The organism is Sorangium sp. So ce176 (assembly GCF_051519835.1).
In the GTDB taxonomy this organism is placed as follows: Bacteria; Myxococcota_A; Polyangia; order Polyangiales; family Polyangiaceae; genus Sorangium; species Sorangium cellulosum_G.
On the sequence record NZ_CP150371.1, the window covers coordinates 4,219,772 to 4,233,384 of the forward strand.

The following is a 13,613-nucleotide window of genomic DNA, read 5'->3' on the forward strand; positions in this document are numbered from 1 at the left end:
CGCCCAGCGGGCGCCGAGGCCGAGAAGGGCGGCGTGGATGCGTTGATCCGCCCATCGCCGCTCGCCTCGCCCGGCCGCTTCGTCATTGTCACCGCGGCGCGGCCGCCCGTACCATGAGGCCTTCGGTCGACGCGCGTCCAAGGGGGGCGCGGTGCATGGCGAGCTTCGATCCGCTCTTCGATCCGCTGCGCCTCGAGCGTGTGCTCGAGGCGACGATCACGCTGCCGGACCCGCCACGGCCGGCGCCGGCGCCGGATCCCATCGTCATCACCCGCCCGGGCGTGGCGCGCCACGCCGCCCGGCGCGTGACGCTGCTGCAGGTCCGCCTGCGCGCAGGAGAACCCGCGCTCACGGTCGCCTCGCCGGTGCGCGCGGCGGTGCGGCGCGTGGCGCTCGATCCGGCGGCGCCGCTCCCCGGCGGCGGCGTCGAGCTGCTCGAGCTGTCGCCGCTCCCGTTCCTGGATCACACCCCGGGCGCGCCGTCGCTGCTCGAGGAGACCTTGCGCCGCCTCGGGACGCGCGGCGTGCCGACCTTCTATGTCGCGCCGTTCGCCGCTGCGGCCGCCGCGCTCCCGCCGGACGAGCCGCTCGACGACGCGCTGCTGCTCCGCGGCGCGCCGATCGTGGAGCTCACCCCCGGGGCCGTGTTCTCCGTCGGCGTCCTGTTCCAGGACGGGACCGCGCTGCCGCCGGTCACCGCCTTCGGGCTGATCGCCGACGCGCTCGAGGCGGCGGGCGACGGCGCTGCCGCGGCGGCGTGGCGCGCGCAGCTCGCGACGCTCGGCGGCCCGGCGCGGCGCTTCGTCGCCGTGCGCCACGACGGCGGCGCGCTCGGCGCCGCGGCCGGGTTCGACCTGGAGCTGCGCCGTGACCTGGACGGCGTCGCCGTGGCGACCGCATCGGTCAACGCAGGCGCCGACGGCGATCTCGAGCCGGCCGCCGCCGCCTCGCCCGTCGGCTCGCTGTTCGCGCCGCCGCCCGGGCACCACGTCGCTGTGCGCTGGGCAGGCGACGCGCCCACCGGATCGTCGCTGCCGGTGCAGGCGCTCGTCGGCACGCGCGTGAGCAGCCCGCCGGGCGCGTTCCTGCGGGTGCCCGCGCTCGCCGAGCCGCGCGCGACCCTGGAGGTGCTCGACCTCGCGCGCTGGTACCCGCCCGTCCCGCCCGGGCACGCGGTCGAGCGCTACCACACGAACAGCCTCGTGATCCCCCTCGTCGACGGGATGGCCACGTTCCAGGCGCTCGTCGAGGACCTGCGCGCGTGCATCCGCACGCCCGCGGATCCGCCCGGCGCGCGCTTCCGCGCGCACCTCACGGGGTGGACCTTCAACCGCTTCCAGCTCCTCCCCGGCGGCACGCGGACCGATGTCGTCGAGCTCGCGGAGGACATCCTCGCGCGCGACGGCGCGGTCCTCGTGCTCGCGAACCGGTTCCTCAACCTGCGCGACCCGGAGCTGTCGGGCTCGCGCGCGGCCGCGGCGCTCCTGCTCATCGCGCTCGGCCACGCGACGCTGGTGATCGAGCTCCTGATCAAGCTCGCCGCGGAGGTGTTCAACGTCTCGGCGCCGACCGCCGAGACCGACGACTGGGTCGTCTTCGCCTGGTTCGCGCTGCCGGCTGTCGCCGGCATGCTCGGCCTGGCCGCCGCCGAGCTGGGGTGGCTCGAGGACGCGCTCGTTGGGATCCTCGAGACAGCGCGCGCCACCGTCGACGATCTGAACGCGCTCGCGCCAGGCACCGCTGTCTGGTCGAGCAACCCGGTGCGGATCGCCGACAACCCGCTCGCGCCGCTGTACGGCGACAGCCCGCTGTTCGGGCTCGAGGACGACGCGGATCAGTTCGGCGTGTACCACAACAAGATGCAGCTCGTCCGGCGGCGCGCCGACGCGCGCGGCGACGAGTTCGTCGGGTTCCTGGGCGGGATCGACGTCAACCGCAACCGCCTCGACGCCCCGGGGCACCAGATCGGCGGGCCGTACCACGACGTCCACGCCCGCTTCAGCGGGCCCGTCGTCGCCGACGCCTTCCGCGCGTTCTACGAGCGCTGGGCGCGCGACGCGGGGATCGACCCCGCCGCGCTGGAGGCCGAGCTCCCCGCGCCCGTCGCCGCGGCGATGCCCCAGCACACGGGCGCGCGCCACATCGCGCGCATCGGGCGCACCTACCCGCGCAGCACGCCCGCGCTGGAGTTCGCGCCCGGCGGCGATCGCGGCACCTACGACACGCTCCTCGCGGCGATCGGCCAGGCGCGCGACCACATCTACATCGAGGAGCAGTACTTCACCCCCGACGATGTCTTCGTCGACGCGCTGCGCGCCGCCGGCGGGGCCGGCCGCTGCCGCCGCCTGCTGATCGTCGTGCCCGGCGAGGGAGACCAGCCCTTCGGCGACCTGCGCCGGCGGCACGTCTTCGCGCGCCTGCGCGAGGTCTGGGGCGACCGGATGATCGTCGGCTACCCGCAGCGGCGCCCGCGCCTGCGCCGGGCCGACCGCTTCGCGAGCCGCGGGCGCGCGTGGCTCGTGGGCGATCTCGCGCCGGGGGCGACCGAGCTGTACGTGGGCCCGCCCGCCCGCGCGATCGGCGCGCCGTCGTGGCTCTGGGTCGACGGCGAGCTGATGCTCGCGCGCAGCGTCACCCGCCCTGTCGTCCACGAGGGGGAGCCGGCGGCGCGCATCGTCGTGGATCGCGGCGGGATCTCGGCGAGCGGCCGCTGGGGCGCGCACCCGCGCGCGCACAGCGCGGGGGCCGCGGTCACCTTCTCGCAGCCCGCCGGGATCTACGTCCACGCCAAGTGCATGATGATCGACGACGTCTTCGTCTCGATCGGCTCGACCAACCTGAACCGCCGCGGCTTCTTCTTCGACGGCGAGATCAACGTCTTCGCGATCCCCGAGGAGCTGCGCGGCGCGCCCGACAACCCGGCGCGCGCGCTCCGCTCCGCGCTCTGGGCCGAGCACCTCGGGATCCCGCCGGCGCAGGGCGGGGCGCTGCTCGGCGACGCGATCGCGGGGTTCGAGCTGTTCCGCCGCCCGCACCTCGGCGGGTCGCGCTTCGCGCCGCTCGAGAGCACGGACATCCGCCCCTTCCTGTCGCTCCCCGACACGCAGCTCTGGCCGATGACGCTGATCGGCGCGCTCGCGCTGCTCCTCGAGGGCGTGCCGGCGGGGTTCCTTTCCTTCTTCCACCGCACCGCCTGGAACCTCGTGATCGACCCGACGACGGGGACCGATCCTGCACCCACGGAGGGGCCCGTCCCGTGAGCCTGTTCGCGCGCGCGATCCCCCAGGTCGAGCCGCCGATCGTCGGCGTGCACCTGCTCTGGAGCGGCCCCCATGCCTGGCTGTACTCCCCCGCCGGGTGGACGATCCAGCGCCGCCAGAGCGCGCCGCGCCCCCGCTGGGACTGCGTCTCGCTGACCGCCGACCAGCTCGCCGCGCTGCGCGCGCGCCGCGAGCTGCGGATCCGCCTCGGCGTGCTGACCGATCGCGTCGGGGCAGCGCCCGCGCCGCTCCTCGCCGCCACCGGGTCGCTCGCCGCCGCCAGGGCCGCCGTCGCCGCGAGCGCCGTCGGCGCGGCGCCCTGGGAGGTGATCACGGTCGAGCTCGACACGCCGAGCGACGGGGTGCGCATCCCCGTCCAGGCGACGGCGAGCCTCGCTGTCGCCCTGCGCGACGGCAAGGTGGTCGCCGGCGGGCGGGCCGTCGCCGGCAACACGGCCCACGAGCTCGTCGCGGCGGGGATCGACACGGTCGTGGTCCACGCGCGCGGGCTCACCGCGCTCGGCGTCTGCGTGTCGCTGGCCAGGGAGGACGACTGGCGCGACGCCGCGACGATCGCGCGCCTGCAGCTCCCGCTGCGCGAGCTCGACCCGGAGCTGACAAGCGCCGACGACGAGTACGACGAGGCGAAGCGCCGGCTCCTCCCCGGCGAGACCCTGGATCGCGGCGAGCTCGAGCACCTGACCGGGATCCTGCGCAAGGTCGTCGCCGCCGCCGGGCCGCCGCGCCCGATCGACATGACGCTGCTCCTCCGCGACGACCCCGAGCTGCGCCACGACGAGCTTGTCGCGCTCGATCCGCTCCGCGCCGTGATCGCGCACCCGCGCTGGCGCCGGGTGCTCGGCTTCGCGCACTTCGACGCGGACCCGGCGCTCGTGCCGGGTCAGGTCTATCAGTACCGCGTGAGCGGCGGCTGGCCGGAGGCCGACCTCACGGACCGCGTTGTCGGGTTCCACACCGCCCCCGCGACAACGCAGCTCCCGGCGGAGCTGTCGCTCGGCGACGTGCGCGTCCGCTTCTCGAGGCCGCGCCTCGTCGAGCTGGCCGATCCGCGCCCGTCGGATCCGATCGCGCTCACGCGCCGCGGCGTGGCGCTCTCCCCGCGGCGCGAGCCCGGGTGGCTGACGCCCGGGACCGACGGCTGGAGCGCGGTGATCGATCTGCCCGTCGCGGTGACGTCGCTCGTCCTCGAGCTGGGGCACGCGGCGCACTCGTTGACCTTCGCGGCGGGGGCGCCGTGGCTGCCGCAGGGGCCCGAGGCGAGCGTCCCCGCCGGCGATCGCCCGGCGCTCTCCTTCGCGACGCCGGTGCACCAGATCCGCCTGGGGGGCGAGGGGTTCCTCTGCGCGCTCCGCTTCCCCGCGAAGAGCGAGGCCGCGATCGTCGAGCGCGCGGTGGTGCTGCCCCCGCTCGTCCTCGCCGACACGCCGCGCCCGGCCGCGCCGCTCGCCGCGTGGATCACCAACCTCCAGCAGCCGGAGAGCGTCGCGACAGGCGACGCGCCGCTCGGGCCGCCGCCGCCGCGCCACGCGCTCGGCTTCGAGGTGCGCTGGATCCCGGCGCCGACCGAGGGGATCGACGCGTGGCCCGCGGAGCTGCCGCCGCCGCCGATCGACGCCGCGCTGTTCCAGATCGAGCACACGCCCGCCGGCGGGGCGCCGTCCTGGACCCCGCTCCTCGACGAGGACAACCACGTGACCGGCCACCGCGACGAGGTCGCGCTGCCGCCGATGACTGTCGGCGGCGACCTGATGGCGTCCTTCCCGGAGGTGCTGTCGCCGGCGCCCGGCGGGCTCACGCTCTCCTGGCGCGACGTGTTCGACTTCCCCGACGGGGGCGCGCCGGTGCGGCGCCCGCGCCCGGAGCCGGGGACGCGCCACCGCTACCGCGTGCGCGCCGTCGACGCTGTCGGGCGCGCGGGGGCGGCGTGGTGCGAGACAGGCGAGCTCCGCCTCGAGAAGCGGCGCCCGCCGCCGCTGCCCGCGGGGCCCGACGAGGCCAAGGCCGACGCGCTCGCGCTCCCGGCGCCGACAGGGGTGCACGCGCGCGTCCTCGTCGCCGGCGCGCCCGACCTGACCGACGGCGAGCGCGCGATCCTCGGCGGGCACGGCAGCGCGATCCTGCTCCGCTGGGGGTGGCACGCCGCGCAGCGCGCCGAGGACCCGTACGCGACCGAGTTCCGCGTGTACGCGACCCGGCGGCGCCTGGACGCGATCCCGGGCGTGCTCTCCGCGGTGTCCGGCTCGGGCGGCCTGTACCTGGCGACCCTCACGCTCGGCGAGCCGGTGCTCGCGAACGCCGCGCGGCGGCTCCGCCTGGACGCGGGGTACCCGTTCGAGATCCTCGCCCATGACGGCGGCGCGGCGGGGGCGCCGCTCTCCATCACCCTGCGCGCCCAGGTGCCGCTCCCCGGCGGCGCCTTCCCGGTGCCGCGCGCGGGCGCGGTCGTGCTGCCGGTCCACCTGACGCCCGACCGCACGACGGCGCCCGCGTGGGGCGCGCGCGTCGAGGTGCGGGCGATCGGCCCGGACGCCGCGTACGAGTCCGCGCCGATCTTCGATCTCCTGGACCTCCGCGCGGATCACCCGCACGACCGCGCGCTCGTCGGCGTGAGCGCCGCCGACGCGCAGGACTACGTCCCGGACCGGCTCGCGCCCGGCGACGCGCGCCCGGGCAACGAGAGCGCGATCGCCGGCGTCGAGGTGGAGGGGCGCTGGCAGGGGCGCCCGGTGCTCGTCGAGGCGCCGGCGCTCGCCGACGTGCCGGCGGTTGTGACGCCCGAGCCGGGAGATCGGCCGATGCGGCTCGTCCTCGACGTGACCCCGCTCCTCGCCGGCGCCGGGCTCTCGGGGAGCGAGCGCGTGCGCCCCGAGCGCTGCTCGGCGGACGAGGTCTTCCGCGCCTACAGCGCGCGCGACGGCCGCGTGCTCGCGCGCGTCCTCGAGCCGCCGGCGCCCGGCGACGCCGAGGTGGAGGTGGCGGTGCCGAACGCGTCGGATCGCGCCGCGATCCTCGCCGCGCTCGACGGGCACGACGTCGGCGCGCTGACCGACCGTCACGCCGTGTTCCTGGCCGCCGCGCACCCGTACCGCGCGCGCCTGTTCACGCCGGTCACGCAGGAGCCGGTCACGCTGCCGCGCTTCGCCGAGACCCTGCCGAACCGCGGCGCGCGCTGGATCTACCGCGTCCGGCTCGCCGACGCGGCCGGGCGCCTCTCCGCCGACGGGCGCACGCTGCGCGGGGTGGTGCGCGTGCCGGCGACGACCCGCGTCCCGCCGCCGCGGCGCGAGGCGGCGCAGCCGGGCGATCCGCGCGCGCGCCTGCGCCTGCGCCTCGAGGGGCCCGGCGAGATCACGCACCTGCTCCTGTTCCAGCGCGTCGACCCGGTCGACCTGGAGCGCGCGCCGTCCGGCGACGAGGCCGAGCTCCTGCGCGTCCCCGGCGCGGCGCACCTGCCGCCGGGCGCGGGGGTGCGCCTGCGCCTCGGGGGCGAGATCCTCGCCCCGCAGGTAAAGAGTCTTTCCGATCCCGACGTGGCCGGGGCGCCGCCCTCGCGGCGCGTGGTCCTCGACCTCGCGCTCGTCGACGGCCAGCGCGCGCGGGTCTGGGCCGTCTCGGTCACGCGGGACGGGGTCGCGTCGGCGCCCGAGGCGTGGGCGATCGCGATGCCGCGGGCCGCCCTGGCGGCCGCTGCGCTCTCGGTCTCGTCGAGCCCGCCCGAGCTGCTCTTCACCTGGACCTGGCCGTCCCCGGCCGACGCGACCGAGGTCGTCCTCGAGGCTGCGCCCGCCGATCGCGACGCCTGGTCGCGCGTCTCCGGGCGGATCGCGCGCGACGTCGCGGCGCACGCGCACCGCCCCGCGCCGGGCGTCTTCCGCTACCGCCTGCGCGCGCTCTCGCTCGACGGGCGCGACGCGCTCTCCGCCGAGGTGACGCCCTCATGAGCCGGATCCGACTCTACACGCTCCTCGGCGTGAGCACCCCCGACGAGGCCGCCGAGCGCTGGCCGCGCGATCTCGTCCGCCCCTTCGTCGGCGTCCTGCAGGGGGGCAGCGACGCGCTTTACCGCGACCTCATGATCCACCTCCAGGACGCGCTGGAGCTGCGCGGGCTCCGCCCCGGCGCCGACGGCGACAGGCTGGGGCTCGTGGCCGACGTGCACGTGACCCCGCCCCCCGTCGCGCTGCCGCTCGTGATGGCGCAGCTCCCGGAGGTCGCGTTCCACCTGCGCGCGACGGCGAACCTCCCCGCGACGCTGTTCGTGACCCGCGGGCCCGGGGGCGCGCTGGAGGTGGCGATCCAGGGGCTTCCGGTGGCGATGCACCTGCCGCCCGGGTTCGTCCAGCCGCTCTACACCGAGGAGGAGCTCGCCGGCGTCGTCGGCGATCCCCCCGACAAGCTGCTCACCGACGCGTTCGAGCCCGATCACGCGGACAGCCTGGAGATCGTCGCCAGCGAGTCGGGCCCGACGCGGGTCAGCGTGCGCGTGAACGTGCGCCTCACCGAGACCGGCGACTTCCTTTTCGACACGGTCGTGCCGCTGTCGATCGGCGCGTGCAAGCTCTCCGGGCTCCCCTGCCGCGGCCTCCACGACGTGCAGCTCATCCCGTCGCCGCGCCCGCGCCACGTCGAGCGCGGGCGCGAGGGGCCCGAGATCGCGCTCGAGTGGGCGCGCCACGACATCTCGATCGCCGACACCGACGCGAGCTCTCCCGGGCTGATCACGATCCGGACGATCGATCTCGACACCGCGCGCGGCCCGCTGAAGGGGCTCGCCGAGCGGATCCGCGCGCGCCGCGACGAGGCCGACGCCGTCGAGCTGGTGCTCGAGGACGTCGCGATCCCGTTCCGCACAGCGCCGCCGCTGCCGATCCCAACGCACGGCCGCTTCCACCTGCGCCGCAGCATCGTCGCGGGCGACGCGGGCGGCGAGACGTGGGATCTGCGCGACGCGCCTGTCGAGATCGAGGTGCGCGGGACGTACCTGAAGCTGTTCCGGCTCATGCTCCAGACGCCGGGGGGCGGCGAGTCGCCCGCGGCGTTCGACGTGAAGTGGAGCGACTCGCCCGACGACCCGACCGGCGCGCTGCAGGGCGAGGTCACGCTCACCGACGGCGGCGAGCTCCTCGTCGGCGCGCTGAACCCGGCGCCTGTCACGTTCCTGCGCGTGCTCGGGGCCCACGTGCGCCTCGGCGCGCTCCGCTTCGGGGTGTCGCTGAAGAAGGTGTTCGACGGCGACGACGACGCCTGGACCGATGTCCTCGCGCTGCTCGGCGACTTCCAGATCGACACAGTCCGCGACGGGCAGATCTTCGAGCTCCAGGACGCGTCGGGGAAGCCGGGGTTCCAGGTGCTCCACGACGTCGGCTGGGCGTTCGGCAAGCCGTCGCTCGGCAGCCTGTACGACCCCGACGGGCTCGACTTCGTGTTCGCCGACAAGCTCCGCCTGCGCATCGAGGAGCTCGGCCTTGTGACCGAGAACAACGGCGGGCTCTACCTGCTCGTGACGGCGGGGCTCAGCACGCCGCTCGGCGAGGCCACGCCCCCCGAGCCCGCCGAGGTCGGCGCGCCGGCGGCGCCCGCCACGACAGCGTCCGCCGACGACGCGCGGCGCAAGGGGTTCGGCCTGCGCCTGCACCGCCTGCGGATGCTGCTCGCGCGGAGCAACGACACCCAGGCGCCGTGGCTCCTCGACGGGATCAGCTTCTTCGCCCGCAAGGGGAAGTTCGAGCTGGCCGGCATGGGGATGGTCAGCGCGTACGACCAGGGGGCGAACCACCACCGCGAGATCGGGATCGAGCTCTCGTTCCGCTTCGACGCGCTGGGGCGCACGTTCGACCTCGGCGGGCAGCTCCTTCACGGGCGCGTGACAGGCGCCGATGAGTTCACCTACCTGCTGCTCGCGCTCTCGTTCGGGCGCCTGCCGCTCGGCGCCACCGAGCTCGCCAACGTGCGCGTGCTGTTCACGTCGAACCTCGCGCCGCGCCTCTCGCCTCCCGACGGCCACGGCCAGTCCATGCGCCTGTTCCGCTGGTACAAGCAGAACGGCGACGCCATCGCGGTGCCGCTCTCGCGCAAGCTGACCGCGTGGCAGCCCGCCGAGGGCGCCGGCGCGGCGGGGATCGGGCTCACGATCCACCTCGCCGCGACGCGGGCGATGGGGCTCGACGGCTTCCTCTTCTACCACGAGGGCGCCGGCGAGCAGGGGCTGCTCGCCGGCGTCGAGCTCTACCTGGCGAAGTCGAAGAAGCCGATCGCGTTCGGCGTCTTCGAGTGGGACATGCAGCGCGACAAGTTCGGGCTGCTCCTCGGGATCGCGCTCGGGCTGGAGAACCTCCTCGGCGACGATCTCCCCGGCTTCCTGGCCGATCTCGCCGCGCTCACCGGGACCTTCTTCTACGGCAACAAGCCGGACACGCTCGCGATCGGGCAGTACAACGATCCGTCGACCTGGCTGCAGTTCCGCTTCGCCTTCGGCGGGCGCGTCAGCTTCGGGATCTCGGCCGCTTTCTGTCACCATCGCGTGGACGAGGCCGACGCGCTCGACCCCACCGTCGAGAGCGTCAACGTCTGGGCGCTCAGCCTCTCCCTGCAGGGGGGCGGGAAGCTCGGGCCGCTCGGGAGCCTGCAGGTCTACCTGACCGTGCAGGTCGTGATGGGGCAGTGGCGCAACGAGGGGATGGCGTCGGGGCACCAGTTCGTCGTCGAGGCCGGGATCCGCTGCAAGGTGTTCGGCTGCTTCAACTTCGGCGCGCACGTGAAGGTCGACGTCGCGGCGCTCGGCCCCGGCGACCCGACCTACCACCGCAAGAGCACTGTCTTCCGGATCGAGACCCCCTGGTACCTGCCCGATCTGACCTTCCGCTGGGAGAGCCAGGACGGGACGCCGGTCCCCGAGGCGATGCCTGTCGTGTCGCTGCCGCTCGCGAGCGCGTCGGCGCACCGCCCCGCGGGCCCGCGCGAGGCGGTGGCGATCGGCGTCACCCGCCCGGCGGGGGGCCTTGGCGACGGGCCCACGTACGCGCTCCGGGCGCTGCGCGACGCGGCGCCGGCGAGCCCCTCGGACGCGGACCTGGCGGCGCTCCGCCCGGTCGCCGTGGACAGCGTGATCGCGCTCGACCTGGGCGCCTCGTGCGACGCGTGGGCGACAGCCCTGCCCAGCACGACGAGCACCGCCGGCGGCGCCCAGCGCTCGAACGACCTGGAGGCGCGCTACGAGATCGTCGAGATCGGCGTGCGCCGCCGCCGCCGCTTCGGCGACGGCGTCTGGCGCGATCTCCTCGATCCGCTGACGACCCGCGTCGACGCGCTGGGAGGCCTCTCGGCCGAGGAGCTCGAGGCGCGCTTCCGCCCCGTCGTCACGTTCGACTGGGACCCGGACGTGCACCGGGTGGGGCGCGTCGACCCGCGGCGGCTGCTCGTCAACGCGGACACGCCCTACACCTTCGCGACGCGCAACCCCGAGGCGGACGAGATCGTCGCGGCGACGCTGCCCGGCTGGCCCTGCTGCCGGCGCGCCGATCGGCCTGTGCGATGGCACGTCGTCCACTTCCACGACACGCCGCCGGGCGTGCGCACGCCGGCGATCGAGCGCTTCAGCGAGAGCGCGAGCACGCTCCGCTGGGTCGGGGGGCGCCCGCCCGTCGTGATGCCGCCCCAGGTCGCGCCCGGCGGGACCAACGTCGCCGCCGTCGGCTTGGGCGCGCGCCCCGCCGGGGTGATCGCCGCGGTGAGCTTCGACGAGCCGGCGGCGATCTGCGAGGTGTACGCGGCCTGGAAGCCGCTCCACTCCGCCGCTGCGCTTGTCGTGGAGGCGTACCGCGGCCTCGAGGTCGTGGCCTCGCTCAAGTTCGCGATCTCCGACGTGTCGCCCCCCGCGCCGATCCAGGTGAGCGCGCCGGACGGGATGACCTCGCTGCTCCTCCGCAAGGAAGGGGACGTCGAGCCCGACAGCGGGGAGCCGCCGGTCGAGCTGATCTCGCTCCGCTACCGCACGCTGCGCGAGGCCTACGAGCTCCTCCTCGACCTGCTCCGCTGCGATGCGCAGGACGAGCGCGCGCACGGCGCCGGGCGGCTGGGCTGGCTCCCCAACACCGACTACGAGATCACGCTCCGCACCCGCGTCGTGCTCGGCTACGCCGCGGCGGGCGACCAGGACGCTGTCGTCGAGCAGAAGGCGTACTTCCGCACGCGCGGTCCGCTCGGCCTGAACGCGTGCTCGTTCGCCGGCGAGGAGATCGACCCGTACGTCGAGTCGCGCTACCCGGCGCCCGCCGATCGCCTCTACCGCGCCGAGGCGCTCGCGGTGGCGTTCGACGAGCGGCTGAACGTGCTCCTCCCCGTCGACCGCGCGCCGGCGCCGGGTGATCCGGAGGAGCGCCAGCAGCTCGTCCGCTGGGTGCTTGTCGTCGACAAGGTCGGTGGCGCGGCGGGGCTGGAGCGGATCTCGCAGACGGTCGAGGACTGGATCGTCGCGCACCGCGGCGCGCCGTCGCCGCCGACAACGCCGCCGCGCCGGCCGCGGATCCTCGACGCCGAGGTGCTGAGCGCGCCGATCCGCCGCGCGCCGTCGACCGACCCGCGCCGGCTCCGCCTGGAGAACATGATGGCGCGGCCGGGCGCGTGCGCCGCGCCGCGGCGGATCCACGCCTCGCAGCTCCTCGTGCACCAGCCTGTCGATCCCGGCGCGCCGGCCGGCGTGCCCGCGCGCTGGGAGCCCGACGAGGAGTACCGCGTCAGCGTGCGCGCGGAGGGGGCGCCGTTCATCGATCGCGGCCGCTTCGAGCCTGAGGACGCGACCGCGTGCACCTTCGTGGCGGAGAGCGGCGCCGCCGCGGCCTGGACGGTTGACGACGGCGCGCTCCGCCCGGCCGCGTTCCCGCCCGGCGACGCGGCGCAGCTCGCGCTTGTCGGCGACGGGGCGGGCTGGGAGCATGTCCAGGTACGCGCGACAGTCGATCCCGAGGGGGGCGAGGCCGGGATCGCTGTCGCGGTCGTGGGCGCGCCGGTGGCGCAGGCGATCTTCGCGCTCATCGACGAGCGGGGCGGGGCGCGGCGGCTGCGCCTGGTCGAGCGGCGCGGCGGCGTTGTGCGCGAGCTCGCGGCGCGTCCGCTCGCGGACGACGCGACGCGCCCCTACGTGCTCGAGGTGACGTCGTACGACGATCGCGTGCGCGCCGCGGTGGGCGACGTGGTGGTCCAGCCGGACGAGGATCGCGGCGCGGTGCGGGGCGGGCGGATCGGCCTCTGCGCGCGCGGCGGCGGGCGCTTCGCCGGCCTCGCGGTGCAGGGGCTCGACGTCTGGCGCGCGCACCTCCGGACCAGCCGGTACATGGATTTCCCTGCGCACATCGACAGCTGGGACGGGGCGCTGCCGGAGCTTCCGCTGGGCGTGGCCGGGGCGCCGACCACGACGGCGGCCGCGCTCCTCGCCGAGGACGCGCGCGCGATCGCCGCGGCGATGGCGGCGGGCGCGGACGCCGAGGCGCGCGACGCCCTGTTCCGCCGCTGGATCGCGGCGCTCTCGGTGCCGCTCCGCGAGCGGCCGTCGCGGCTCGCGCTCACGCGGCTTGTCGCGGGGGGCGCGACCGAGCTCCTCCTCGTCGAGAGCCCCGAGCCGCTCGCGTTCAGCCGCGACGTGACCCTGTCGGTGCACCGCCGCGCGAGCGCTCCGGAGCCGGCCCCGACGCCGCCGCGCTGGCCGCCGTCACCGATCCGGGGCAGGTCGCGCCCGTCGCCGTTCGCGAGCTTCCTGGAGCAGATCGAGCTCGCCGACGACGCGCTGCTGGTCCCGCCGATCCCGAGCGAGCTGCGCGCGCTCCGGCGCCTCGTCCGCGTCGAGCGCGCGCGGGGCGAGCGCTTGCGGGACGAGCGCGTGTTCCACGTGTACGAGCTGCCGCCGCGGGTCGACCCGACCATGACGAACCGTGCGCCGCGCGTGGCGACGCTGGTCCCGGGCGACAGGATCCCGGAGAGCTACGCCGCGCTCGGAGCCGGCGAGCTGGGGCTCTTCGACGAGCGCAACAGGCCGCTGCTCGCGCCCGAGCCGATCCCTGAGCCGCTTCCGTACGCCGAGGTCCCGGTCGTGATTCTCGGCAGCGGCGACGAGCTGCGCGCGCTCGTGATCCCGGTGGGGCCGTCGGGCGACCATGCGCCGTTCGAGGCCGGCGAGCATCGCCTCCGGTTCGCGATCGACCGCGCGCGCTGGCGCAGCGAGACAGCGGACGACGTCTCGCGCTACCGCGCGGCGAGCACGCGCGTGGTCGGCTGGTGACGCCCGCGTGGAGATAGAGGGCGCCAGGACCAGCAGCGTTCGGCAAGGGGCGGTGCGTCGGG

The 13,613-nt window shown here is 75.9% G+C and carries 3 protein-coding genes; all 3 read left to right on the forward strand.

Features of this window, described 5'->3' with window-relative positions:
* The first annotated feature begins 155 nt into the window (after nt 1–155).
* The 3 genes from WMF42_RS15650 to WMF42_RS15660 are packed head-to-tail and all read left to right on the forward strand — an operon-like array spanning nt 156 to nt 13,551.
* Nucleotides 156–3,260, forward strand: a complete 3,105-nt coding sequence (locus WMF42_RS15650) for a phospholipase D-like domain-containing protein (RefSeq protein ID WP_437692746.1) — start codon at nt 156–158, stop codon at nt 3,258–3,260.
* Nucleotides 3,257–7,222, forward strand: a complete 3,966-nt coding sequence (locus tag WMF42_RS15655) for a hypothetical protein (RefSeq protein ID WP_437692748.1) — start codon at nt 3,257–3,259, stop codon at nt 7,220–7,222. The genes WMF42_RS15650 and WMF42_RS15655 overlap by 4 nt, the downstream gene beginning before the upstream one ends.
* Complete coding sequence (locus tag WMF42_RS15660; RefSeq protein ID WP_437692750.1) at nt 7,219–13,551, forward strand: hypothetical protein; 6,333 nt, start codon at nt 7,219–7,221, stop codon at nt 13,549–13,551. The genes WMF42_RS15655 and WMF42_RS15660 overlap by 4 nt, the downstream gene beginning before the upstream one ends.
* Nucleotides 13,552–13,613: the final 62 nt, after the last annotated feature.

Coding starts and splice junctions, on each gene's coding strand:
- WMF42_RS15650 (WP_437692746.1), top strand. CDS start 156: ATGGCGAGCTTCGATCCGCTCTTCGATCCGCTGCGCCTCGAGCGTGTG.
- WMF42_RS15660 (WP_437692750.1), top strand. CDS start 7,219: ATGAGCCGGATCCGACTCTACACGCTCCTCGGCGTGAGCACCCCCGAC.